Genomic DNA, 23,593 nt, shown 5'->3' on the forward strand with positions numbered 1-23,593 from the left:
CCTTGACGGAGGAATCACACCACGCGCGTCAACCGCCGCGGAGCTCGGCGATCACATCCGACGCCATCCGCAGCCGCAGCGCGAGGATTCGCGCCAGATCTCTGAGCATTGCGTGAGCGAGCGCCGGCTCGTGCTCGAGCAGCCGGTCGAACGCGGCAGTGTCGAGCCGGACGACCTCGACGTCGGTGATCGCGTCCAGCGTGGCCGAGCGGGGCTGCGCGTCGAAGAACGCGAGCTCGCCGAGCACGGAGGGCGCGTCGATCGTCTTGAACGCGCCCTCGTCGCGCGGCAGCCGCACGCCGACGGTTCCCTCCGTCAGGAGGTAGAGCGCGCGGTCGTTCTCACCCGCCTGCACGAGCGCGAGGCCTTCGCCGATGGTGCGGACCTCGGCGTGGGAGAAGATCGCGGCCCAATCGGCCGCGGTCGCCTCTGGCATGAACAGCAGGTCGGCCGAGTTCTCGTGGGCTTCCTCGGCGAACACGATGAATGGGCCGGCGTGCACGCGCCCAAGATTAGGCGCAGAAGGCGACCAACCGACGCGCCTCTTGCTCGACGGCTTTGCGCTGCTTTGCGGTGAGCGGTTCGAAGGGCTCGATCGTGCCGTCCGGCCGCCACGCGCCCTTGACCTGGCCGTCGACGAGGAACGTGCCGACGGACTGCGGCATCTTCGTGTTGAAGATCTTCGGGCGGTGCTCCTCAGGGAGGATCAGCGCGCGCCGGGCGTGGACGAGCAGGATCGCGTCCCAGGTGGGCAGGAAGCGCACCGGGGCGGGCGTGTCGTCCGGTGGGAGCGGCTGATCCGGGAGGTCGTACAGGGTCGTGCCGTCCTCGGCCTGGTAGGTCACCAGGTCGTCGACTCCGATCTCAGCGGGCTTCAGACCCGCCCAGTTGGCGATGTCGGCCTTGGCCGCGGGCCCGAACCCCGTCAGGTAGCGGGTGACGAGGTGCTTGAGCGGGTCGGTCAGCTCGGGCTTGGGGAGCCAGTCCTCGGCGAGGCCGTAGAGGTCCGCGCGACGGCGCTCCCACGTGCCCGAGGGCGGCAGGCGGACCATGTCGAGCCAGAGACCGACGCCCTGCCCGATGTCCTTGCCCACCAGCTCGTCGATCTCCTTGCGCTTGAGCGGCAGCCGCGGGCGCAGCGTCTCGGCGGCGGCCACCATCTCGCCCTCGGTGAGGTCTTTGCGCGTGCGCAGCCACAATGCGCGGCGGGCGCCGCGGATCGGCTCGAGCAGCGGCCAGTAGTCCGCCCGCGAGCAGAGGTGGATCGTGACCCGCATCATCGTCGCCTGGATGACGCTGCGGTCGTTGAGCGCCTCCGTGAGCGCCTCCCGCTCGAAGCGCGCGAGCCGCGACCACAACCCGATGTACATCGACGGCGCGTACTGGGCCTGCAGCGCGCCCATCGCGTCGAGCATCTCGGGAATCGTCGCCTCCTTGCGCTCCAGCAGGCCCTGGCGGGCGAGCAGCGCGCGATTGAGCTCCCGCTGGGTGAGGGTCCGCACCCGTCGGAGACTTACAGGCGGAACCGGACGACGCGGGTCGTCCCGTCGGCGCGGACGGTCAGCGTGTAGCGACCGTGCGCCAGGCGCGCGCGGCCGGACAGGCGCTTTGCGGTGAGCGCGTGCGCGCCCTCGGCGAGCGTGAACGTGCGCCGTGTCGTGCGCGTGCCGGTCTTGAGCGTCGTCTCGACGGTCGCCCTGGCCGACAGCGTGAGGCGAGCGGGGGTCGTCGCGCTGCGCAGGACCGAGAGGGTGGGCTTGCGCCGAGGCGGAACGGCGGGTGGGTCCGTGTGCGGGCGGGGCGAGGGGGCGACGAGCGGCGCGGGCGAGGCGGTGGCGGACGGCGAAGCGGTGGGCGTGGCCGTCGCGGTCGGCGTCGGCGTCGGCGTCGTGGTCGGCGTCGGGGTCGGCGTCGGCGTCGCGGTCGGCGTGGGCGTCGCGGTCGGCGTCGCCGTGGGCGTCGGCGACGGCTCTTCGCCGGGCGCCTGGCCGACGCGGCGCGGGGCCGGCGTGAAGGTCGGGGTCACGGCGGTCGTCAGCGGTGCGCTCGTCGCCGTCGCGGCACCGGAGGTCACCACGCAGCGAAGCGCATGGCCCGTGTCCGACGGGGTGCGAAGGAACTCGCGGCCCGTGTGATCGTCGACCGTGCTGCCGTCGAGGGTCCAGGCATAGTGGAACGCCGTCGGTTGGCCGGACCATGTGCCGGGGTCGCACTCGGCAAAGCCCGCGCCCGTCTCGACGACGCGTGGAACGGTCGAGTTCGCGGGGGCGGACGGCGGACGGTTCAGCGCGAGGCGGAAGTAGCGGTGGTACTGGCCCGCGAGGCTCTGGTAGCCGCCGACGTGGACCGTGTGACCGTCGGGCGAGAGGGCGAGCGCGCCGACCGAGCAGTCGCCGCAGCCGCCGAGGGTCCAGGCGAGCCGAGTGCCCGTCGCGGCGTCGTAGGACAGCAGCGACTCACCGTAGGTCGCGAGGACGGTCTCACCGTCCGGCAGTGGGAGGATGGCGTCGGGCCCGCTGCTCGCGGCGGGGGCGAACACGCGGCCCCCATCGCTCACTCGCAGGCCGGCGAAGTGCCCGGCGAACGATCCGCTCACGTACAGAACGCCGTGCGATGGTCGCATCACGTCCACGTGGCCGCCGAGCGCGGGGTTGAACGCGAGCACGCTTCCGGCGGCGTCGACTGCGGCCAGCCCATCCCTGGGCACGCCGTTCACCGACGTGAACGTTCCGCGCAGATACTGGACGCCGTCCGCGAACGCCGTCTCCTCCACGACACCGCCGGCGACACTCAGGCTCCATGGCAGCGGCGCGCCATCGGACGCCCGGATCGCGAACAGGCCCGCCGTGCCGACCACGTACACGGTGCCGCCCTCCGGGGACAGCGTGAGCGTCGCGTCGCCGGCGAGGTCGCGCCGCCAGACCACGCTCCCGTCGAAGGCGACCGCCGCGACGCCGCCCGGACCGGTGACGAAGACCGTCCCGTCGGCGCCCACCGCCGCGGAGGTCGCGTCGCCCGCCAGCCCGGTCGGATCCGTCCACGGCGTCACGTTCCCGGTCTCGTCGAGCACCGCCGCGCGGCGGCCGCGCTTGGCGATCACCGAGCCCGTCTGCAGGAACACGCTGTCGCCCGCCACCGCGAGCTCGTCCACGTAAGTGTCCCCCGCCGCGCCCGGTGCCCAGCCCAACAGGGCGCCGTCGCGGGTCGACACGGCGAGCGCGCCCGCCTGCGGCCAGCCTGGCGCAGAGGCGCGCCCGAGGTAGGCGACATCGCCCGACACCGCGATCGCCCCCGCGGTCGTCACTGCGCTGTGCCAAGCGCTCCGGGCGCCCGTCGCCGCGTCGTAGGCGACGACGCCCTCGCCGGTCCCGGAGCGGGTGACGAACAGGGTTTGCCCGCCGACGGCCAGGTCCCGCGTCTCGGTCGAGCCGGACGCGCGCCAGCGTTCAGACAGCGTCGCGGGATCCAGCGAGGAGAGCGCGCCGTTGTACTGGACGCTGTAGACGCCGCCGTCGGTGACCGCGACCGCGACGCCTTGCCCGGCAGGCCCGCCGGCCTTGACCGCGCCGGTCGCCGCGTCGTACGCGATCACCGACGGGCTCCAGCTCGACGCGTACAGCGTTGAGCCGTCGGGCGAGAGCGCGAGATCGACGGTGCGCGACGTACCCCACGACGCGGTCGCGCCGGAGGCCAGATCGACCTTCCACAGACCCGACCCGCCGACCCAGAGCGTGCCGCCCGAGAGCGCGAGCGCCTCGACCGGTCGGCTCGACGGAGCGGCCACGAGCTCGGCCGTCCCGTCCGCGAGGACATGGCGGACCGCGCCCGCGTCGTTGCCGGCGTACCAGCCACCCGCCCGGTCGGGGATCACCGCGCTCAGCCACCCGAGACCGGGCACGACCGTTCGCACCGAGCCAGAGCGCGCCGACACCACCGCGCCGTCTCCCCCGCGCGTCCCCAGATAGCGGAAGAGCCCGGAGACGAACGTCCGCGACCCGTTCGTCGCGATCAGCTCGACGTCGCGGTCGAACGCGGCGACGCCCGGGTCCGGCGTCGTCGAGGGCAGATCGCGCGCGAGCGCCGGCGCCGGCAGCAGCGCGAGCACGGCGGCGACCGCGAGCGTCGTCCTCACCGCGTCGCCACCCGGAAACGCACGCTGCGCGTCGTCGCGCCGACCCTGACCGTGAGCGTGTAGCGGTCGTCCGCGAGCCGCGCGCGGCCGGACAGGCGCCGCGCGGAGAGGTCGTGCGCGCCGGCGGCGAGCGTGAACGTGCGCGTGGCGGTGGCGCGCGACGAGCGCAGCGTCGTGGTGACCTTGGCCCGGCGCGAGAGCGTGAGCCGCGCGGGCGTCGCCGCGCTGTGCCGGACGGCGAGCCTCGGCGCCGCGGAGGTCGGACGGTCGGCGCGAGCCGCGGGGACAGCGAGCGAGGGCGCCGCCGCCGACGGCACGACCGTCGGCGCGGGCGGACCGGCGGTCGCGACCGGCGTCGCGGTCGGCGTCGCGGTGGCGGTCGGCGTCGCCGTTTGCGTCGCGGAGACGGTCGGCGTCGCCGTCGCGGTGACGGTCGGCGTCGCGGTGGGCGTCGGGGTCGGGCCTGGCGGTGGGGCCGGGTCGCGGCGCGGGGCCGGGACGAGCGGGGACGTGCCGGCGGCGACCGGGAGCGGCGCGCTCGTCGCCGGGGCGGAGGTGGTCGTGCCGACGGCGCGGACCTCGCAGCTCACGGTCTTGCCGACGTCGGTCGCGTCCAACAGGAAGTCGCGGGTGTCGTAGCCGCCGACGGCGGCGCCGCCGATGCGCCAGGCGAAGCGGTACTCGGTGGGGTGGCCGGACCAGGCGCCCGGGTCGCACTCGACCCACTGCCCTGCCTGGACCGCGAAGGCCCAGATCGTGGGCGGGGACACGTTCGCCGGCGACCCCGTCGCCGGCCGGTCGATCGCCACGGTTCCGTAGTACGCGTTGACGCCGCCGTAGGCGAACTGGCCGCCCACGTGAAGCGTCGAGCCGTCGGGGTCGACCGCCAGCGCCGAGATCGTGCAGCGTGAGCAGGTGCCGAGCGCCCACGGCACTTCGAGGCTGGTGCTCGTGTCCCACGCCGACAGGTGGCGGTCCTCGTAGTAGAAGGTCGAGCCGACGACGAGGGTCCGGCCGCCCTGCACCAGAGCGAAGTCCTGGACGTTCGTGCGCAGCGCGGGCCTGAAGACGACGTGGCCGCCCGCCGTCGACACGCCCGCGAGGTTCTCGGCGCTCGCGCCGCCGACGTGCTCGAAGGAGCCGCTGAAGTACAGGGTCGCGCCGTCCGGCGACACCGCGACGCGGTACACCGAGCCGTCGACGGTCGCGCTGAACGGGAGCGGCGCGCCCGTCCCGGCGTCCACGGCCGCGAGGTGCGACCCCCAGCCGACGTAGACCGTCGAGCCGTGCACCGCGACGCCGGCGACGCCGGTGGTCGACACCGCGGGCGCCCACGGCAGCAGCGCGCCATCGGAGACCCGCACCGCCGCCAACCCCGAGCGCGCCACGCCGTCGACCTTCGCGAACGCACCGTGCAGGTAGAGCGTCGACGCGTCGGGCGAGAGCGTCACCCCGAACGATCCGTCGGCCGTGTGCGTCCACGCCGGCGACCCGTCCGGCGCCACCGCGTACAGCGTCCGGTTCTCGCGCACCACGAATGCCCGGCCCGCGGCGTCGAGGGCGGTGTCGGTCACCGCCGTGAACGAGGGCACCGCGTAGGGATCGCTCCACGGCACGGCGCTGCCGGTCTCGTCGAGCATCGCGACGCCGTCGCGCTCGCGATCGCCGGTGTTCTTCATGAAGAGCCAGTGCCCGTCCAGCGACATCGCGACCGGGTTGTACGTGCTGCGCGGCGCCCAGCCCAGGAGCGCGCCGTCGCTCGTCGACGCCGCGATCGCGGCCCCCGTCAGCGACCACGGGACAGGCGTGTACGTGCCCGTGTAGAGGGTCGAGCCATCCGGCGACACGAGCACCTGCGACGCGGCCTGCGGCACGCTCAGCGGCAGCAGTGCGCCCGTCGCCGCGTCCACGGAGGCGAGCCCCGCCCGGTCGACGCCGCCGACCTGACCGGCGTTGTTGAAGTAGAGCCGCCCGTCGTGCAGCGCGAGCCCGATCGGCTCGCCGCCTGTCCCCACCCGCCAGCGCTCGGTGAGCGTCGCGGTGTCCACCGCCACGAGCGCGTTCGGCAACCCGTCGCCCTCGATGCCCGCGTACAGGGTGCGCCCGTCGGGCGCGATCGCGAGCGAGCTCAGGTAGCGCTCAGGCCCGTAGCCGAGCAGCGCACCGGTCGCGGCGTCCAAGGCGACGAACGCCCGCTGGCGGCTCCCGTCCCACGCCTCGCCGCCCGCATAGAGCACGTTCCCGGACGCGACGAGGAAGAACGGCTCGAACGACGCCGTCGCCTTCCAGGACCGCAGCGCGCCCGTCGTCGAATCCACCGCGGCGAGCACCCGCTGCGCAGAACCGTTGACCGTGTCGAAGAACCCGCCCACCCACAGCGTCGTGCCGTCCGGCGACAGTGCCAACGAGCGCGCATCGCCTCCGGACTCGCCGTCGCCGAGCACGACCTTGAACGTCGTGTCCAGCGAGCCGTCCGCGTGCAGACGCCGCACCGAGTCCTGGGCCGCGAGATACCAGCCGCCGTCCGGCGCCGGGATCACCGCGTGCACATCCGTCACGCCCTTGATGAACCCGACGACCTGCCCGCTCACGGCGGACACGATCGCGCCCCCGCGGGCGTCGCGCCGGACCTGCGAGAGATCCTCACCCGCCACGAGCGTCCGCGCCCCATTCGTCGCCATTGAGGTGACCGGCTCGTCGACGATGTCGGCGCTCAGCTGCACGGTGGGCGACAGCTGTGCGCGCGCGGACCCCGCGAAGACCAGCAGACCGACAAGCGCGACCACTGAAGCGAGTTTCACCGCGCGACGTGATACCCCGAACGCCAGTGCTTCACGCCGGGTAACGTGCCGATGCATGTCACTGGAACGTCCCCAAGCTCCGGACCCCTACGACCTGCTTCCGGCGAAGCCGTCGTTCGCGCTCGAGAGCGACGAGGTCACCGACGGCGAGCTGATGGACAAGAGCTTCGTCGCGGCGATGGCGGGCGGCGACTCCGACCACTCGCCGCATCTGCGGTGGTCGGGCTTTCCGGCCGAGACGGAGGGGTTCGCGGTCACGTGCTTCGACCCCGACGCGCCCACCCACAGCGGCTTCTGGCACTGGGTGCTGATCAACCTCCCGGCGAGCACCACCGAGCTCGCGAGCGGCGCGGGCAGCGGCGGCGAGCTCCCGGAGGGCGCGTTCCACGTCCGCAACGACTACGGCGAGAAGGCGTGGGGCGGCGCCGCGCCGCCGCAGGGCGACCCGCCGCACCGCTACGTGTTCGCCGTCCACGCGCTCGACGTCGACAAGCTCGACCTGACCGATGACGCCTCGGCGGCGTTCGTCGGCTTCAACCTGGCCTTCCACACGCTCGCGCGCGGCGTCATCCGCCCGCTGTTCGCCGCTTGATCGAAACCCGCCGCCCGCCCGCAGCGCTCGCCGTCTGGCGCCACCGCCGCGGGCTCGGCGCGGCGGCGCTCGCGCTCGCCGCGCTGGCGCTGTTCGTCAGCGTCCCCGCCTACTCGGCGTTCGACTCGATCTACTCGCTGGTCTGGGGGCAGGAGCTGCTCCACGGCGAGCTGCCGAGCTTCGACGCCTACCGCGCACCCACCCAGCACCCGCTCTGGGTCGCGCTGACCACCGTGCTCGCGACCCTCGGGGAGGACGGGAGCCGCGCGGTCGTCGGCGTCTGCGTCGCGGGCTTCGTCGCGTTGGTGATCGGCGGGTTCCGCTTCGCGACCGCGGTCTTCGGCGAGGTCGTCGGCTGGATCTTCGCCCTGCTGCTGCTCTCGCGCCTGGATTACGGCTTCCTCGCCGCCCGCGGGTACATCGACGTCCCGTTCCTCGCGCTGGTCGTGTGGGCCGCGGCCCTCGAGGCCGAGCGGCCGCGGCGCGGGAACGCGGTCTTCGCCCTGCTCGCCTGCGCCGGCCTGCTGCGGCCCGAGGCGTGGCTGCTGAGCGGCGCCTACGCGCTCTACCTGATGTGGAGCGACAAGCGGCTCCCGAAGCTCTCCGAGGTCGCGTGGGTGCTGATCGCCCCGGTGCTCTGGACCGGCTCGGACTGGCTGGTGACCGGCGACCCGCTCTACTCGTCCAACTACACGACCCGCTCGGCGCTCTCGCTCGGCCGGCGCGTCCCCCTCAGCCACCTCCCCGAGCGCCTGTGGCACTTCATGAGCTCGCTGACGAAGCTGCCCGTCCTGGTCGCCGGCGTCGCCGGCCTCGTCGCCGCCTTCGCGCTGATCCGTCCGCGGGCCAGGATCGCGATCCCGGCGTTCCTCTTCGTGTTCGGCATCGCGACCTTCCTGGCGCTCTCGATCCGCGGCTTCGCGGTGATCGACCGCTACCTGGTGATCTCGGCCCTTTCGCTGACGCTCTTCGCCGCGTTCGCGCTCGGCGGCTTCACCGTGCATGGGAGCCGGCTCTGGGCGCTCGGCTCGGCGGCGGTCGTCGTGCTCGGGACGATCTGGACCGCGACGCACTTCAACGCCTCGCACATCCGCTGGGAGCTGCGCAGCCGGCAGATCATCCACGCCGACATGCTGCGGCTCCTGCGCGATCCGCAGGTGGTCGCCGCGCGCCGCTGCGGACCGCTGACCGTGCCCAATCACAAGCTCGTGCCGGACTTCCGCTACCTGACCAAGGCCGAGGTGATCCCGAGGACCCGCATGCCCGACTTCGGGCGCGACACGCCCGGCGTGGCGATCTTCGTCGTCGGCCGCCGGATGCTCGAGCACCCCGCCTACGGGCCGTTCGACCAGCTCAACGACTCGCCGCTGATCCAGGTCCCGGGCGAGCACTTCCACCTCGCCGCGAGCGGCACCTACCTCGCCGCGTACGTCAACTGTGCCTGACGGACGCGACGGCGCGCCGGGGCCTCGATGAGCCGCCACGACGCGTAGCCGGCCGCCAGCGAGCCCGCGAGCCCGAGCGGCAGCACGAGCCAGAACTCACGCTCGACCCCGAAGCCGTTGACGAGCAGCAGCATGACCATGAAGTGAAAGAGGAAGACGCCGTAGGAGACCTTGCCGAGCCAGCGCGCCGGCGTGTTGTCCGCCCAGCGAGCGTTCGTCGCCGTCAGCACCAGGGCACCGAAGGCGACCGGAGTCGCGACCGCCAGCCAGAGCGACTGGCGCGCGCCGAGCCGGGCGGCGTCGGCGGTCGCCCCGCCTGACGCGTAGAGCACCGCGACCGCGCCGAGCACCGCGACGACCGCCGGCCACGCCTTGATCCTGACCCCGCGCGCGTAGAGCCACGCACCCGCCATCCCCGCGGCGAAGTCCGCCGCGTACATCGGCGGGAGCGACAGCAGGCGATCCTCGGTCGCGCCGTCGAACACGCCCAGCGCGAGCCCGCGAAGGGCCACGATCCCGACGAGCGTCACACACAGCCACAGCACCGGCCGGCGCAGGAACCCCAGCACGATCAGCGGCAGCACGACGTAGAACGCGACCTCGACCGACAGCGTCCACAGCGGCGGGTCGACGCGGAACCCGAGCGCGCCGTCGTACCCCGGCAGTAGCCGGGCCTCGACCTGCAGGAAGCTCAGGTGCGCGAGCAGCGCGTCGATCGTCGGCGGGCGCCGGTCCGCCACCGGGCCCGCGAGCGGGTGGAACAGGAGCAGCGCGACCGCCAGCGCCGCGTAGTACGCGGGGACGATCCGCGCCGCGCGGCGCAGCGCGTACTCGCGCCAGGAGCCGAACTCCCCGCTGTGCGCCGCCGGCAGCGTGAGCACGAACGCGCTCAGCACGAAGAACAGGTCGACCGCCAGGAAGCCCCCGGAGAGCAGCGCGCGCCCGCCGCCGAGCAGCGGCCCGCCGGTCAGCACCCACGCGTGGTAGACGACCATCAGCAGCGCCGCGTAGCCGCGCAACCCCTCGAGGCCGCCGACGAACGGCTTCAACGCGCGGCGGCCACGATGATCTCGACGACGGTCTCCGGCGGCAGCTTCGTCGAGTCGACCACGAGGTGATAGAGCGCGGGGTTCTTCGCGTCGCAGTTGTAGAAGTGGCGCACGTAGGCCTCGCGGGCGCGGTCGCCCTCCTTGCGCAGCCGCTCCGCGTCGGGCTGGCTGAGGCCTTCGAGACGCATCGCCTGCGCGACGCGGCGTTCGACCGGGCCGTCGAGGCGCACGTGCACCGCTTCCGGGTCCTCGCGCAGGATCACGGCGCCGGCGCGGCCGAGGATGACGGCGCCGTCGCGGCTGTGCTCCTTGATCAGGCGCTCGGTCTCGCGCCGGTAGTCCTCGCCCGCGAGGTAGCCGGCCTGGGCCATCGCGCCCGCGAGCTCGGGCAGCAGCGCGAACGTCGAGACGAGCCGGCCGATCGCGTCGCCGAGCGACTCGTCGTGGGCGAGCGCGTCGTCGAGCGGCACCTTGAGCCGTTCCGCGACCCGGGTCGGGATCGCGCGGTCGAGGAACTCGACCCCGAGGAGCTGGGCGACAGCGGGCCCGATCCGGCTTCCACCGGCGCCGTAGGCGGCAGAGATGGTGACGAGCGGCGGCGTGGCGCGGAGATTAGCTCCGCCACGTGACAACAGGCGTACCGGGAAGAGGCGCGGCCTCATCTTCGGCGGCGGCACGCACCTCGCTGCCAGGGTCCGCGAAGGGCTCGATCGTCACCGCGTCCCCGTCGCGCTCCCGATTCCCACTGCATCGGATGCCACCCTAGGGAAGGTGCTCCGCCTCCGCGTCGCGCTGGTCGCTGCCGTTCTCGCCGCCTGCGCGGTCATCGCGCTGGTGCTCAAGCCCGCGTCCGAGGACGAGCAGGTTCCGAAGATCCCGACGCCCGAAGGAGCGAAGCACGGGTCGGCCGTCGCCGACCCGTTCGCGTGGACGCCGAAGCGCTCCGCGGACCTCAGCGCCCGCGCCGCCGCGGGCACCGCGCACCTGCTGTACACCCGCTCGCCGGGCGGAGCGGCGGTCACCGCGGAGCGCGTCAAGCGCTACCGCAAGCCGATCGAGCGGGCGGCGAAGGCCGCGGGCGTGAACGCCGACCGGCTCGAGGCGCTCGTGTTCCTGGAGAGCGCCGGCCGGCCCGAAGCCCAGGCCCCAGGCGGCGTCGCCAGCGCCGCGGGGCTGACCCAGATCCTCGCCGAGACCGCGACGGGCCTGCTCGGGATGAAGGTCGACCAGGCCAAGAGCGCGAGCTACACGCGGCGGCTGAACACGGCGCTCCGCGAGGGGAACCTGGGGCGCGCGGCCGCACTGAACCGGGCCCGCCGGCGCGTCGACGACCGCTTCGACCCCGCCAAGGCGCTCAACGGCACAGCGCGCTACCTGAAGCTCGCGCGGCAGCGGTTCGGGCGCGAGGACCTCGCGTTCGTCTCCTACCACATGGGCATGGGCAACCTCGAGAACGTCCTGAAGGCGTTCGGAGGCGGAAGGCGGTCCTACGCGGAGCTGTACTTCGACTCGACCCCGCAGCGCCACCCGAAGGCCTACGCGAAGCTCGCGAGCTTCGGCGACGACTCGTCCAACTACTTCTGGAAGCTCTCCGCCGCGATGGAGATCATGCGGATGGCCCGGAGCGACCCGGACAAGCTGGCCCGGATCGCCGCGCTGCAGACCGCCGACGACTCCGCCCGCGCGGCGCTGCTCGCCGGCGCGCCCACGGGTGGCCTGCGCGCGCTGCCCAACGCGCCCGCCGACACGTCGCTGACGCTCGCGCGGCCGCTTGAGCTGCGGCCTGAGGCGCTCGGCGTCGCGCTCTACATGGCGGCCGAGGTGCGGTCGATCTCGAACGCGCCGGCGCTGCGCGTCACCGGCGTCGACGACAACGGGTGGACGTTCCGGGTCTCGCGCAAGTACGCCTCTGATGACCAGGCGCAGGCTTTCCAGTACGTTCTCGATCGCTTGCAAGTCCTGAACGTGATCGCCTGGTCGCGGTCCGCGACCTCCATCTCCGTCACCGCGTCCCGCGACGCCGACGTCCTCGAGCCCCTGCTGGACCGCGCGAAATGACCGACGCGATCCGAACCCCCGACGTCCTGCTCGACGGCCTGCCGGGCTTCGACTGGGCGCCGAGTTTCCGGCAGTGGGACGGACTTCGCCTCGCACACGTCTCGATCGGGGAGGGCGCGCCGGTGGTGATGGTCCACGGCGAGCCGACCTGGTCGTATCTGTGGCGCAAGGTCGCGGTCCCCGTGCGCGACGCCGGCCACCGCGTGATCCTGCCGGACCTTCCCGGCTTCGGCCGCTCGGACAAGCCGATGGACGAGCGCTGGTACAGCTACGAGCGCCACACCGCCGCGCTCGCCTCCCTGCTCAAGGATCTGGACCTGCGCGACGCCACGTTCGTCCTGCACGACTGGGGCGGCCCGATCGGCCTGCGGGTCGCCGTCGAGCACCCTGACCGTGTGTCCCGGCTCGTCCTGATGGACACGGGCCTGTTCACCGGCGAGCAGCACATGAGCGAGGCCTGGCACCGCTTCGCGGACTTCGTCGAGCGCGTCGACGAGCTCCCCGTCTCGCTGCTGGTGCGGCGCGGCTGCTTCGTCGACCCGGGCGACGAGGTCGCCGCCGCCTATGACGCCCCGTTCCCGAGCGAGGCGAGCAAGGCGGCCGCGCGGGCGTTCCCGGCGATGGTCCCGCTGAGTCCCGCCGACCACGGCGCGAGCGCGGGCCACGACGTCCTGCGCGCGCTGCGCGCCGACACCCGCCCCGCGCTGATGCTCTGGGGCGCCGAGGACCGCCCGCTGCCGATCGCGGCGGGCGAGGCGTTCGCGTCCGCGCTCGGCCGCTCCCTCGACCACGTCGTCGAGGGCGCGGGGCACTTCCTCCAGGAGGACCAGGGCGCCGAGGTCGGCGCCCTGATCGCGGACTGGCTCGGCTAAGCGGCCTTTTCGAGGATCTCGTCCGCCGCCGGGGCCGAGGCGGCCGCGCGGGACTCGTAGGCCTCGCGGGCGCGCGGGTCGGTGGCGACGACGCGGTTGGAGTTCATCGCCCGCGAGACGGCCTCGCGCCAGGTGCGCGGGAGGACCGCTCCCAGCCAGATGATGGCCGCCAGGCGCTTGGGCGCCCACACGTCGAAGCGCGGGTGCTTGAGCGCGTCGATCGTCCAGTCGGCGATCTGCTCGGGCGTGACGCGCGGGACGGTGCGCAGGTCCGGGACGCCCGAGGCGAGCTCGGTCTTGGCGAACCCCGGCATGACGACGGTGACCTCGACGCCGGTGCCGCGGAGCTCGCCGCGGACGGCCTCCGAGAGGCCGATGACGCCGTGCTTGGTCGCGCAGTAGGTCGCGAGGCCGGGGGCGGCGGCGCGGCCGGCAAGCGAGGCGACGTTGACGATGTGACCGGTGCGGCGCGGGCGCATCCGCCGCATCGCCTCCTGCGTGCCGTGGATGACGGCGTGCAGGTTGATCTCGAGCTGGCGGGTGATGCTCGCGTCGCTTTCTTCGTCAAGCGGCGTGACCATCATGATCCCGGCGTTGTTGATCATGATGTCGAGCGGGCCGAGGCGCTGCTCGACCTCGTCGAGGAACGCGGTGAACGCGGGGCGGTCGGTGACGTCGAGGGCAAGGCCGATGGAGCCGTTGCCGAGCTCAGCGGCCGCGGCTTCGGCGGCGGCCGCGTCGAGGTCGCCGATCGCGACGACGACCCCCTCTCGCGAGAGCGCGCGCGCGAGCGCCTGACCGATGCCGCGGGCGCCGCCCGTGACGACGGCCACCTTGCCGCTCAGCGAGCGGGGAGTTTTGGACATGCCGTCAATTATGGTGAGCCAAACGCTTGGTCATGGGAATTTGTGTCCAGGCTCACAAAAAGGCCCCGCTCGGCATGTAGGGGCGGAATCCGTTGAGCTCGCCGGCGAGGAACGCGACGCCGTTGGCGCCGCTGACCTCGAGCCCGGCCTCGTGCAGCACCGGGAGCGCCCACTGCTGCGCCGCGGTCAGGTACCCGAGCGCGAGCTCCCCCTCCGCGCGTGTCAGCGCCCCGCGCAGCACCTCGGCGGCGCTCTCGTCGTCGAGCGCCGCGAGCGTCCGCAGGGTGCCCTGGCCGAAGAACGCGTAGCCGCGTCCTTCGAGGATGAGCAGCGTCTGCTGCATCTCGAGCAGCGTCTCGATGCTCGGGCGGCGTGCGCCGCCGCGCGCGAAGCGGTCGACCTCCTCGACGAACGCGATGTCGTCCGCGGTCCCCTCGCGGAAGCCGTCCGGCGCCTGCACGCCGCGCGGCGTGCCCTTGGCCACGAAGCATGGGTGCAGGTCGAGGCCCAGGCGCGCGTACGCGCGGATCGCCCGCACGTCGGGCGAGGAGAGGATGATCCGGCCCGTGGCGTCGTGCGCGTAGTCGTGGGCGTGACGCAGCAGGTCGGAGCCGACGCCCGCCGACTGCAGCCCGGGTCGCACGATCAACAGCGACAAGCCCCAGACGCCCTCGCGCTTGACCGCCAACGCGCACCCCGCCAGTCCGTGCTCGTCCTCCGCCACCCACGAGCCTTCCGGGTCGTTGCGGGGGAAATTGCGGTAGCGCGGGAGCGCGTGCTCCATGCTGACGGGCGGCTCGGGTGGCTCGCCGCGCCGCGCCGAGAGGTCGTCGAACGTCTCGATCGTGAGGCGCAGAGCGGCCTCAGCGTCATCCTCGGTCATCGGGCGAATCTCCGGCATGCGTCCGAATTTACAAATTCGTCGCTACCCTCACGCCCCGTATGTCGAGTCGCCAAGAGGAGAAGGAGCGCCGCAAGCGCGAGCGCGAGGAACGCGAGGCCGCCGAGAAGGCGACCCACGCCCGACGCAAGCGCATGCAGGTGGTATTCGGAGGCGGGCTCGCCGTGCTCGCCGCCGTGGCCGTCGTGGTGGTCCTGGTCTTCGTCGTCGGCGGCAGCGGCGGCGACGACGATCCCAGCGCGTCGGTCGCCAAGGGCTCCGCCGCTATCCCCAAGCAGCAGATCTCCGACATCAAGGAGGCGGCGAAGGCCGCCGGCTGCACCCTCAAGGAGGATCTCCCCAACGAGGGCGCGGGCCACCTGGAGAAGGACTTCACGGCGTCCGACTACAAGCAGAACCCGCCGACCTCGGGCAACCACTTCCCGCAGTGGGCCCAGGACGGGATCTACAACCCGGGCGACACGCCGGACCTCGGACAGCTCGTCCACACGCTCGAGCACGGCCGCATCGACGTGCAGTACAAGCCGGGGACGCCGGCGACGACGATCGCGCAGCTCGAGACGTTCATGAAGGAGAACGAGGACGGCTACCACATGCTGCTCTTCGAGAACTCCACGAAGATGCCGTTCGCCGTCGCCGCCACCGCGTGGGATCAGCAGCTCGGATGCCCGACGATGAACCCCAAGGTCTTCGACGCGCTGCGGACCTTCCGCGAAGCGCACATCGACAAGGGCCCCGAGGTCGTCCCGTAGGTCACTGCCGCCAGCCGCCGGTCTCGCCTCGGTAGAGGCCGTGACCGGTGACTGCCATGCGGGCTGAGAGGTACAGGATGCGCAGGTCCAGGCGCAGCGACGCGTGCTCCAAGTAGTGGATGTCGAGCTCGATCCGCTCGGGCCACGGCAGTGACGCGCGGCCGTTGACCTGCGCCCAGCCGGAGAGCCCGGGACGCACCGCCAGCCGCTGGCGCTGGCGGTCGGTGTAGGCATCGACCTGCGACTGCAGCGTCGGGCGCGGGCCGATCAGCGACATCTCGCCCCGCAGCACGTTGATCAGGTTCGGCAGCTCGTCGATCGAGGTGCGGCGCAGGAACGCGCCGACGCGGGTGATCCGCGTGTCGCCCTCGTCGACCGCCATCCCGGCGCCCATGTGCTCGGCGCCGGTGACCATCGTGCGCAGCTTGATCACCTCGAAGCCGTGCCCGTCCTTGCCGACGCGGTGCTGGCGGTAGATCGGGTGGCCGTGGGACTCGAGCCGGACGGCGAGCGCCGCGGCGGCGATGACCGGGGCGGCGACGAGCAGCGCGCCACCGGACAGCGCGACGTCCAGCGCGCGCTTGCGCCGCGAGTAGAGGTAGGGCGCGACCCTGGCGGGCGCTGCCTCCGCGGCGTGGGGCGCGTCGGCGCTGCCCATCAGCGCGTTCCCTCCGGCGCGTCCCAGCCGGCGGGCGTGCCGTGGCGCAGCCAGTCATAGAGGCCGAGAGCGAGGGCGGCGGTCGTGAGCACGTAGTAACGGGCGACGAGCAGCGGGCGCGCCTTGCCGGGGACGAACGCGGCGGCGACGAGCGCTGCCTGCGCGGCCGCCGCGGCCTTGTACACCCCGCCGCGACGCAGCAGCGCGAGCGTCGCGATCGCCGTCAGCACGTGCAGGAACGGCGTCCCGTAGCGCAGCAGCCGGTGGCTGACGATCATCAGCGCGTACAGCGGCGAGTAGCCGCGCGGGTCGGCGAGGCCGCCCTTGACCACGATCGGCCAGCCGTGGGACATCATCCGCCGCTTGCGCGCCCACTCGCCCTCGATCGACGGGACCATCTTCTCCGTCGCGCGCGCACTCGGCTGATAGACCGCCCGCCAGCCGTTCTTGACCATCCGGAACGGGAACGAGAGGTCGTGGCCCATGATCGGGTCGACCTCGACGTAGGCCTCGCGGCGCACGGCGTAGATCGCCCCGTTGCCACCCGTGACCGACGCCAGCGCGGACTCCTGGGCGCGCAGGAACATCTCGTAGCGCCAATAGAGGCCTTCCTGGTTGGTCCCGGCCTCGTTGGTGAAGCTGACCTGGCCGCACACGTAGCCGATCTGCGGGTCGGCGAAGGGCCGCACGAGCGCGCGCAGCGCGCCCGGCTCCCATAGGGCGTTGGCGTCGCCGAACGCGATCACGTCGCCGCGCGCGGCGCGCACCGCCGCGTCCTGGGCGCGGATCTTCCCCCCGCGCGGCAGCTCGAGCACGAGGTCCGCGCCCGCCTCGCGAGCGCGGGCGGCGGTGTCGTCGGACGCGCCGTCGACGGCGACGATCACCTCGAGCTTGTCGCGCGGCCACTCGAGCGCGAGCGCGTTCGCGACCTTCCCCGCGATCACCGACGCCTCGTTGTATGCCGCGATCACCAGCGTCACCGAGGGCTCGGCGTCCCCCTCGGGCGTGACCGGCGGGCCGCCCTTGAGGCGGCGCAGCACATACAACGCGGGCGCGTACAGGGCCTGCGTCCAGACGATCAGGACGGCGGAGAACCAGAAGACGAAGCGCAAGGCGGCGAGGATGGTGGCAGGTGCGCGACAATCCCCGTCGTGCTGACCGATGGCGTGATCACGTTGCGCCCGCCTCGTGCCGACGATGCCGAGGCGCTGTACCGGGAATGCCAGGACCCGGAGATCGCCCGCTGGACCGGCATTCCCTCGCCGTACGAGCGCCACCACGCCGACGCGTACCTCACCCGCATGGTCCAGGAGGAGGCGGCCGGGAGGACCCGCGCGTTCCTCGCCGTCGACGCGGAGGATCGCGTGCTCGCCTCGATCAGCGTGATGGAGCTCGACAAGGCGCCGCGCTACGGCGAGATCGGCTATTGGGTCGCCAAGGACGCGCGCGGCAAGGGCGTCGCCTCACGCGCCGTGACGCTGCTGCGCGACTGGTGCGCGGGCGAGCTCGGCCTGGAGCGGATCGAGCTGCTGATCGACGAGGACAACCAGGCCTCGCGGCGCGTCGCCGAGAGCACCGGGTTCCTCGAGACCGGCGAGCTGCGTCCCGCTCCCCGCCAGGAGGAGTCCGGAGCGCTCACCCACGGCGTCTACGTCTGGACGCCGGAGTAGAGCTCCAGCGTCCGCCGCGCGATGCCGTCCCAGCTGTACGGGCCGGCCGCGAGCGCGCGTGAGGCGTCGGCCATGCGCGCCAGCTTCGGCGGGTCGTCGAGCAGTTCGATCAACTTCGCCGCGAGGGCGGGTGCGTCGCCGGGCGGGACGAGCTCGGCGCCGTCGATCTCGGGGAACCCGCCGACGGCGCTCAGCAGCAGCGGCTTGCCGAACGCGAGCGCGGTGAAGAGCACGCCGGACTGGTCGATCTCGCGGTAGGGCAGAACGACGAGGTCGGCCGCTTCGAACGCGCCCGCGAGCTCGGCGCCCGAGACGAACCGCAGCGCCGTGCGCACGCCGGGCCCGTGGATGAACGAGGCGTCCATCCGCGGCATCCCCACGACCCACAGCTCGGCGTCCGGTCGCGCGGCCCGCCAGGCCTCGAGGAGCACGTCGAGGCCCTTGTACGGCCGGATCAGGCCGAAGAAGAGCACGACCGGCTTGGTCTTGGCGAACAGCGGCCGCGGTTCGACGTCCGCGAGGTTGTCGAGCACGCCGTGCGGGATCACGTGGACCTTCGCCGGGTCGAGCCCGAGCTCGTCCTTGAGCCGCCCGGCGCCGTGCTCGGAGTGGACGACGATCGCGTCCATCCGCTCGTAGAGCCTGCGCTGACCCGCGAGCTGCGAGGGCTTGGGCTCGCGCGGGAGGACGTCGTGGGCGGTGAGGACCTTCGGGCGGTCGGGCAGCAGGTGGGCGTCGAGCGCCTGCACCGAGAGCCACTGGAAGTGCACGACGTCGGCCTGGTTGGCGAGCCGCCGGTAGCGCAGCATGTCCGGAACGTGCTGGGCGAGGCGCGAGAGGCGCCGCGGCCCGATCCCGTGCCGGTAGAAGTGCTCGCGCACCGTCACGCCCGCCGCCGCGGGGACGTCCCCGTAGTCGAAGCGGCTCGTGATCAGCTCGACCTCGGCACCCGCTCTGGCGAGCGCCGAGGCCAGCGCCCGGTCATAAGGCGGCGTGAAGGCCGCCGGATCGACCAGGTGGACGCGCACGGCGTCGCAGACTACGACAAGGCCTTGACCAGGTTCACGCGGCCGAAGCCGAACTGCGGGTCGCGGCCGGCCGGGCCGAGGTCGTCGACGGCGGCATCGAGCTTCGCACGCGCCTGGGCGACGGTGAGGCCCGGGTTCTGAGCCCGGATCAGCGCCGCGACGCCCGCGACGTGCGGGGTCGCCATCGAGGTGCCGGAGAACTTGACGTAGCCGCCGCCGCGCTTGGTCGAGAGCACGTCCACGCCCGCCGCGGCGATCTCGACGTCGTCGTTCGCGTTGGAGAAGGAGGCGCGGGCGTCGCCCGAGTCGACGGCGGCCACCGAGACGACCTCGGCGTAGGCCGCCGGGTAGTTGAGCGTCGCGTCACCGTCGTTGCCCGCGGCCGCGACGATCAGCGACCCGGCGTTGGTCGCGTTGCGCACGGCGGTCTGCAGCGTGGTCGACGCGCCGCCGCCGAGCGACATCGAGATCACCTTCACGCCCTTGCCGGCGAGGTAGGTGATGCAGTTCGCGACGCCCGCTGTGGTGCCTGAGCCGACCGCGTTGAGCGCCTTGCAGATCGCCAGGTTGGAGTTGTAGGAGACGCCCGCGACGCCGACGCCGTTGTTGGCCTTGGCCGCGATCGTGCCCGCGACGTGCGTGCCGTGGTCGTTGTCGTCGGCGCAGGAGCCCTCGCGGACGGTGTTGAACAGCAGGCCGACGCTCGCGCAGGCCACGACCTTGCCGGAGAGGTCTTCGTGTGCCGCGTCGATCCCGGTGTCGACGATCCCCACGGTGGTGGAGGGGATGTTGGGGTAACCGACGAGGTCCCAGCCGGCGGGCGCCTGCATCTTCGTCAGGCCGTAGAGCTGGTTGAACAGCGGGTCGTTGGGCGTGCCGAGCGCGTGCAGCTCCCGGTTGGGCTCCGCGTACTCGACCCCGGGCGAGCGAGCGAGCTTCGCCGCGGCCGCCGCCGGATCCCCCGCCACCCGGACAACCTGCGCGCCGTTGGCGGCGATCGTCCCCAGCACGTCGGCGGCTTTCGCCGCCGAGCCGGCCTTGTACTTGACGATCACGCTGTTGTCGGCGGCGCCCGCCGATGCCGGCGCGACCAAGACTGCGGCGGCGCCGAGCACCGCCCACCTAACCCGTTTCATGCGGGCTCCAACGCGCGCGGGCACCAAAACTGGCGGGCAGTGCGCCAAGATGCATGACCCTTGCCCGTCGAGATCAGCTTCTGCGTCGTCAATACCGAGCAGCGCGGCCTCCTGCGCTATTGCCTGGACGCGATCGCGCGCGAGCGTGCGACGGTCGACTTCGAGACCGAGGTCCTCGTGCTCGACAACGCGTCGCAGGACGGTTCGGCCGACGTCGCGCGCCAGCATCCCGTCACCACGGAGGTGATCGCGCTGACGGAGCGCCGCGGCAAAGGGGTCAACGACTCCGAGCTCCTGCAGCGGGCGCGCGGCCGCTTCTGCCTGTTGCTCAACGAGGACTCCGAGCTCGAGCCGGGGGCGACGGTCGCGCTGCATGCGGCGCTCGCCGCCGACGAGCGCGCCGGCGCGGCGGGTGCGATGCTCGTCCGCCCCGACGGCGAGCAGCAGCCCTCGGCATGGCGCTTCCCGTCGCCCGGCACGGCGCTGTTGACCGCCATGTTCCTGCACAAGTCACTCGTCGTGCAGAGCAGCGGGGAGGACGTGCGGCGGGTGGACTGGGTGCAGTCGGCGGCGATGCTCGTCCGGCGCGAGGCCGCCGTCGAGATCGCCTTCTTCGACCCGCAGTTCTTCGTCTACTCCGACGAGGTCGACTTCTGCCGGCGCCTCGCGACGGCCGGGTGGCACACGCTCTACGTGCCGGGGGCGCGCGCCGTGCACCACGAGCAGCTCTCCACCGGCAACGTCCCCACGCGGCGGATCGTGGAGTTCTCCCGCAACCGCGACCGCTACATGCGCAAGCACCACTCGGCGGTCTCGGCGGCGCTCGTGCGCTACCTGACGGCCTGGTCGTACGCGTTGCGCGCCGCGGGGGCGCTGGTCTTGCCCGGGCACGACCCGAAGCGGTACCTCAAGCACGTCACGGCGACGCTGCGGCCCAACCGCGGCGAGGGACTCGCCGAGGGAGCGGACGAGTTCAACCGCCGGTTGAGGGGACCGTCCGCCTGAGCAGGCCGCGGGCGGCGAGCAGCTCGCCCGGCCGGAAGAAGCGCGCGAGGTAGAGCGCTGGGGCGATCGCGGCCAGCGCGAGCGCGCGGGTGACGAAGCCGGTGACGCCGTCGGTGGGCAGCAGCAGCTCCCCCGCGGTCGCGATCCCGCCCGCGATCAGCGTGAAGCTGGCCAGCCGGGACCACTCGAACGCGACCGGGAACAGGTTGCGGATCAGCAGGTACATCACGACGAGCATCACGACGTAGGCGCCCGCCAGCGCGAGGCCCGCCCCCGCGATGCCGAGCGGCGGGACGAGCAGGGCGAGCAGCGCGACGTTGATCAGCAGGCCGACGAGTGCGGCCGGTGCGTTGCGGACCGTCACCTTGGCGCGCCCGGCCATCGCCACGAGGACCAGGAACAGGCCGTAGAGGGCCCAGCCGAGGCTCACCCAGGGAAGGGCCTCATGGGCGCCGAAGAACTCGGGGGCCGCGAAGATCCGCACCAGCCAGCGGCCGAGCAGCACCAGGCCGGCGACGACCACGCCGGTGAAGAGCACGTAGTACGTCGTGATGCGGGCGTAGACGCGGCTCGCTTCCTCGTCGGACTCGATGCTGTACGCGAGCGGCGGCCACGCGTACTGGAACGCGCGCACGGTGAAGACGACGACGCCCGCGAGCTTGACGCTGAGCGAGTACAGGCCGGCCTCCGCCGCGCCCTCGAAGCGGAACAGCCAGAAGCGGTCGATGAAGAACAGGGCGAAGACGCTGACCTCGGCCGGGACCGTCGGGAGGCCGAAGCGGAGCATCGAGCCGAGGTGGGCCCGGTCGATCCCGCCGCGGCGGAAGCCGAACGCGTCGCGCTCGGTCCACCACAGGCCGATCAGGACGATCGCGGACGCGATGTAGTTGCCGAGCAGGAGGCCGATCGCGCCCTGGTCCTTGACCACCACGAGGTAGACGGTGCCGATGACGGTGAGGCCGACGTTGATCAGCGACGCGGTGGCGAACGCCCTCGCCCGCTCCTCGACTCTGAGCAGGGCGTAGGCGAGCTCGAGGTTCGTGAACGCCCACAGGCCGAGCGCGGCGGCGCGGATGACGTCGGGCTCGTGGGCGTCGAGCAGCGCGTCGCTGATCGGGCCGGCGCATGCCGCCGCGACGATCGCCGCGACGGTCGTTACCGCGAAGAGCGTGCCGGTGGCGGTGCGGGCGATCTGCCGTCGCCGCTCGGGGTCCGCGTCGTCGAAGTGGAAGCGCACCAGCGCTTCCCCGAGCCCCAGCCGCAGCACGATCGAGACGAGGATGATCGTCGTCAGCATCAGCTCCGCCGTGCCGTAGTCGGCGGGCGTGAGATGGTTCGTGTAGATCGGCAGCAGCGCGAGCGCGACCACCTTGGAGACCGCGTCGGCGAGCTGATAGGCCGCCCCTGTGCGCAGCAGCCGTCGCAGATAGCTCGTCATCGCGAGGGGAGACGCTAGCGTCTGCCCGTGACATGACCGACCCGGCCGGCGGCTTCGGATGGCGTGCGGGCAAGACGCCCTACTCGCTCGGCGGCCTCGCCGAGCGGGCCGCGCGTGCGGGCGGCGACGAGGAGCCGCCGATCTGCGTGTTGCTGCTCCCGCGTGAGCTCGAGTCCTTCATCCTGCGCGACCAGGCCGAGGACCTCCTGGCCGCCCCGGGCGTCGTCGCCGTCGAGCCCGCTCGCGTGCCGTACGGCGCCTACCTGCGGATCCCCGCCTCGGTCGCCGACGGGCTCGCCGCCACGCAGGCCCGCCGCCTGCGGCTCCCGGGCGTCCCGCGCGCGATCGTGATCTTCCATCCGCTGCAATATCCGCTCGCGCGGGGGCTGATCGCGATGCATCCCGACGCCGAGCTCTGGTACTGGCGCTGGGACCGCTACGAGGTCGCCTACGACGCCTCGGCGCGCCAGCGTGCGCGGTTGGAGGAGCTCCACCTGGCCGCGACGCTGCGGGCGGCGGTGACGGTCGTCGTCTCCGAGGCGTTGGGGGAGATCGCGCGGGAGGAAGGCGGTACGTCGCTGCTCGTCCCGTTGGCCGCCGACTCCTTCCCCGCCCCGGACCCGGGCTCGACGGTCGTAGCCGTCTCTCTCGGACATCTGGGGCACCGCACCGACTGGAAGCTGCTGCGCTCGGTCTGCGAAGCGATGCCGGAGCTCGTCCTGCTGCTGATCGGCGCATGGCACGCGGACGAGTCAGGCGGCGATGGGGACTTCCAGGCGTTGCGCCGGGCGCCGAACGCCGTCTGGCTCGGACGGCGCTCCGACGAGGAGGCCGCGCGCCTGATCGCGTTGGCCGACGTCGGGATCGTCCCGTTCGAGCAGTCCGAGTTCAACGACACCGCTTTGCCGTACCGGATCCTGAAGTACGCCCGGCTCGGCCGGCGCACGGTCTCCCCGGATCTGGCGGGCGTGCGCACCTGGGCGCGGGCGGTGACGATCGCCTCGTCGGTGGACGAGTGGGTGGCTGCGCTGCGAGCGCAGGCGGGTGTGCGGGTGCGACCGGACGTCGAGCTGCGCGAGTGGGCGTTGGCGCAGACGGCGCACACGCAGAACAAGCCGCTGTTCGAGCGGATGGAGGCCTTGGGGATCGAGTCCGGGCGCCTCGGGTCCGAGCGCGTCTAGGCGAGAACG

21 protein-coding genes are annotated in these 23,593 nt (G+C 72.8%); 8 read left to right on the forward strand and 13 right to left on the reverse strand.

Annotated elements, in window-relative coordinates; all coding sequences use genetic code 11:
• Window positions 1-28: 28 nt before the first annotated feature.
• From G569_RS58830 to G569_RS64695, 4 genes are read right to left on the reverse strand one after another with little or no spacing between them, the layout of a single operon-like run.
• Window positions 29-502: a Crp/Fnr family transcriptional regulator gene (locus G569_RS58830; RefSeq protein WP_053226919.1), complete on the reverse strand. Its 474-nt coding sequence runs from the start codon at window positions 500-502 to the stop codon at window positions 29-31.
• A gap of 10 nt (window positions 503-512) precedes the next feature.
• On the reverse strand, window positions 513-1,502 hold the full coding sequence (locus G569_RS0124335) for a winged helix DNA-binding domain-containing protein (protein ID WP_028065350.1): 990 nt from the start codon (window positions 1,500-1,502) through the stop codon (window positions 513-515).
• Between the two features lie 11 nt (window positions 1,503-1,513).
• A complete protein-coding gene (locus tag G569_RS0124340; protein ID WP_028065351.1) occupies window positions 1,514-4,132 on the reverse strand; it encodes an outer membrane protein assembly factor BamB family protein in 2,619 nt (872 codons plus the stop codon).
• Window positions 4,129-6,918, reverse strand: a complete 2,790-nt coding sequence (locus tag G569_RS64695; protein WP_028065352.1) for a hypothetical protein — start codon at window positions 6,916-6,918, stop codon at window positions 4,129-4,131. Before G569_RS64695 ends, G569_RS0124340 begins: the two co-directional genes overlap by 4 nt.
• Before the next feature lie 70 nt (window positions 6,919-6,988).
• Here G569_RS64695 and G569_RS0124350 point away from each other — a divergent pair, with 70 nt between their 5' ends.
• A complete protein-coding gene (locus tag G569_RS0124350) occupies window positions 6,989-7,525 on the forward strand; it encodes a YbhB/YbcL family Raf kinase inhibitor-like protein (protein WP_028065353.1) in 537 nt (178 codons plus the stop codon).
• Window positions 7,522-8,970 (forward strand): glycosyltransferase family protein, encoded by a 1,449-nt coding sequence (locus G569_RS0124355; RefSeq protein WP_028065354.1) that lies wholly within the window; start codon window positions 7,522-7,524, stop codon window positions 8,968-8,970. Before G569_RS0124350 ends, G569_RS0124355 begins: the two co-directional genes overlap by 4 nt.
• Here the strand turns inward: G569_RS0124355 and G569_RS0124360 are convergent.
• Together G569_RS0124360 and G569_RS0124365 are read right to left on the reverse strand one after the other, a co-directional pair.
• Entirely contained in the window at window positions 8,940-10,019 is a 1,080-nt protein-coding gene (locus G569_RS0124360) for an acyltransferase family protein (RefSeq protein ID WP_028065355.1), read from the reverse strand. The genes G569_RS0124355 and G569_RS0124360 overlap by 31 nt on opposite strands.
• Complete coding sequence (locus tag G569_RS0124365) at window positions 10,016-10,681, reverse strand: cytidylate kinase-like family protein (protein ID WP_084285505.1); 666 nt, start codon at window positions 10,679-10,681, stop codon at window positions 10,016-10,018. The genes G569_RS0124360 and G569_RS0124365 overlap by 4 nt, the downstream gene beginning before the upstream one ends.
• 109 nt (window positions 10,682-10,790) lie before the next feature.
• Between G569_RS0124365 and G569_RS0124370 the strand changes: the two genes are divergently transcribed.
• Window positions 10,791-12,077, forward strand: coding sequence for a transglycosylase SLT domain-containing protein (locus tag G569_RS0124370; RefSeq protein WP_028065357.1), 1,287 nt, complete (start codon window positions 10,791-10,793; stop codon window positions 12,075-12,077).
• Complete coding sequence (locus G569_RS0124375; protein WP_028065358.1) at window positions 12,074-12,949, forward strand: haloalkane dehalogenase; 876 nt, start codon at window positions 12,074-12,076, stop codon at window positions 12,947-12,949. The genes G569_RS0124370 and G569_RS0124375 overlap by 4 nt, the downstream gene beginning before the upstream one ends.
• Here the strand turns inward: G569_RS0124375 and G569_RS0124380 are convergent.
• Both G569_RS0124380 and G569_RS51210 read right to left on the reverse strand, forming a co-directional pair.
• A complete protein-coding gene (locus G569_RS0124380) occupies window positions 12,946-13,815 on the reverse strand; it encodes an SDR family oxidoreductase (RefSeq protein WP_028065359.1) in 870 nt (289 codons plus the stop codon). The two genes, G569_RS0124375 and G569_RS0124380, sit on opposite strands and share 4 nt — an antisense overlap.
• A gap of 52 nt (window positions 13,816-13,867) precedes the next feature.
• Window positions 13,868-14,716, reverse strand: a complete 849-nt coding sequence (locus G569_RS51210) for a GNAT family N-acetyltransferase (RefSeq protein ID WP_084285496.1) — start codon at window positions 14,714-14,716, stop codon at window positions 13,868-13,870.
• A 41-nt stretch (window positions 14,717-14,757) separates the two neighbouring features.
• Here G569_RS51210 and G569_RS58835 point away from each other — a divergent pair, with 41 nt between their 5' ends.
• Window positions 14,758-15,468, forward strand: a complete 711-nt coding sequence (locus tag G569_RS58835) for a DUF3105 domain-containing protein (protein WP_028065360.1) — start codon at window positions 14,758-14,760, stop codon at window positions 15,466-15,468.
• Window position 15,469: 1 nt separating this feature from the next.
• Here the strand turns inward: G569_RS58835 and G569_RS51220 are convergent, their stop codons facing one another.
• Complete coding sequence (locus G569_RS51220) at window positions 15,470-16,126, reverse strand: sugar transferase (protein WP_157592275.1); 657 nt, start codon at window positions 16,124-16,126, stop codon at window positions 15,470-15,472.
• The gene (locus G569_RS0124400; protein WP_028065361.1) at window positions 16,126-17,238 is read right to left on the reverse strand and encodes a glycosyltransferase family 2 protein; all 1,113 of its coding nucleotides are present in this window, start codon (window positions 17,236-17,238) and stop codon (window positions 16,126-16,128) included. The genes G569_RS51220 and G569_RS0124400 overlap by 1 nt, the downstream gene beginning before the upstream one ends.
• Window positions 17,239-17,277: 39 nt before the next feature.
• On the opposite strand from G569_RS0124400, the gene G569_RS51225 reads away from it, so the two are divergent.
• Entirely contained in the window at window positions 17,278-17,796 is a 519-nt protein-coding gene (locus G569_RS51225; RefSeq protein ID WP_053226921.1) for a GNAT family N-acetyltransferase, read from the forward strand.
• Here the strand turns inward: G569_RS51225 and G569_RS0124410 are convergent.
• Together G569_RS0124410 and G569_RS51230 are read right to left on the reverse strand one after the other, a co-directional pair.
• Window positions 17,775-18,824, reverse strand: a complete 1,050-nt coding sequence (locus G569_RS0124410; protein ID WP_028065362.1) for a glycosyltransferase family 4 protein — start codon at window positions 18,822-18,824, stop codon at window positions 17,775-17,777. The two genes, G569_RS51225 and G569_RS0124410, sit on opposite strands and share 22 nt — an antisense overlap.
• Before the next feature lie 11 nt (window positions 18,825-18,835).
• The gene (locus tag G569_RS51230) at window positions 18,836-19,960 is read right to left on the reverse strand and encodes a S8 family serine peptidase (RefSeq protein ID WP_084285500.1); all 1,125 of its coding nucleotides are present in this window, start codon (window positions 19,958-19,960) and stop codon (window positions 18,836-18,838) included.
• Window positions 19,961-20,020: 60 nt separating this feature from the next.
• On the opposite strand from G569_RS51230, the gene G569_RS0124420 reads away from it, so the two are divergent.
• Window positions 20,021-20,965 carry a glycosyltransferase gene (locus tag G569_RS0124420; protein ID WP_028065363.1) on the forward strand — a complete coding sequence of 315 codons (945 nt, stop codon included), beginning with the start codon at window positions 20,021-20,023 and terminating at the stop codon, window positions 20,963-20,965.
• On the opposite strand, the gene G569_RS0124425 is transcribed toward G569_RS0124420, so the two are convergent.
• The gene (locus G569_RS0124425; protein ID WP_028065364.1) at window positions 20,934-22,403 is read right to left on the reverse strand and encodes a lipopolysaccharide biosynthesis protein; all 1,470 of its coding nucleotides are present in this window, start codon (window positions 22,401-22,403) and stop codon (window positions 20,934-20,936) included. The genes G569_RS0124420 and G569_RS0124425 overlap by 32 nt on opposite strands.
• A 32-nt stretch (window positions 22,404-22,435) precedes the next feature.
• On the opposite strand from G569_RS0124425, the gene G569_RS0124430 reads away from it, so the two are divergent.
• On the forward strand, window positions 22,436-23,584 hold the full coding sequence (locus tag G569_RS0124430) for a glycosyltransferase family protein (RefSeq protein WP_028065365.1): 1,149 nt from the start codon (window positions 22,436-22,438) through the stop codon (window positions 23,582-23,584).
• Window positions 23,585-23,593: the final 9 nt, after the last annotated feature.

It is taken from the genome of Solirubrobacter soli DSM 22325, assembly GCF_000423665.1.
Classification (GTDB): Bacteria; Actinomycetota; Thermoleophilia; order Solirubrobacterales; family Solirubrobacteraceae; genus Solirubrobacter; species Solirubrobacter soli.

Bases quoted from the DNA above. Each gene is read 5' to 3' on its own strand.
- G569_RS51230 (WP_084285500.1), bottom strand. From the start codon at position 19,960: ATGAAACGGGTTAGGTGGGCGGTGCTCGGCGCCGCCGCAGTCTTGGTC.
- G569_RS0124430 (WP_028065365.1), top strand. From the start codon at position 22,436: ATGACCGACCCGGCCGGCGGCTTCGGATGGCGTGCGGGCAAGACGCCC.
- G569_RS58835 (WP_028065360.1), top strand. From the start codon at position 14,758: ATGTCGAGTCGCCAAGAGGAGAAGGAGCGCCGCAAGCGCGAGCGCGAG.
- G569_RS0124380 (WP_028065359.1), bottom strand. From the start codon at position 13,815: ATGTCCAAAACTCCCCGCTCGCTGAGCGGCAAGGTGGCCGTCGTCACG.
- G569_RS51220 (WP_157592275.1), bottom strand. From the start codon at position 16,126: ATGGGCAGCGCCGACGCGCCCCACGCCGCGGAGGCAGCGCCCGCCAGG.
- G569_RS0124425 (WP_028065364.1), bottom strand. From the start codon at position 22,403: ATGACGAGCTATCTGCGACGGCTGCTGCGCACAGGGGCGGCCTATCAG.
- G569_RS0124365 (WP_084285505.1), bottom strand. From the start codon at position 10,681: ATGAGGCCGCGCCTCTTCCCGGTACGCCTGTTGTCACGTGGCGGAGCT.
- G569_RS51210 (WP_084285496.1), bottom strand. From the start codon at position 14,716: ATGCCGGAGATTCGCCCGATGACCGAGGATGACGCTGAGGCCGCTCTG.
- G569_RS0124375 (WP_028065358.1), top strand. From the start codon at position 12,074: ATGACCGACGCGATCCGAACCCCCGACGTCCTGCTCGACGGCCTGCCG.
- G569_RS0124350 (WP_028065353.1), top strand. From the start codon at position 6,989: ATGTCACTGGAACGTCCCCAAGCTCCGGACCCCTACGACCTGCTTCCG.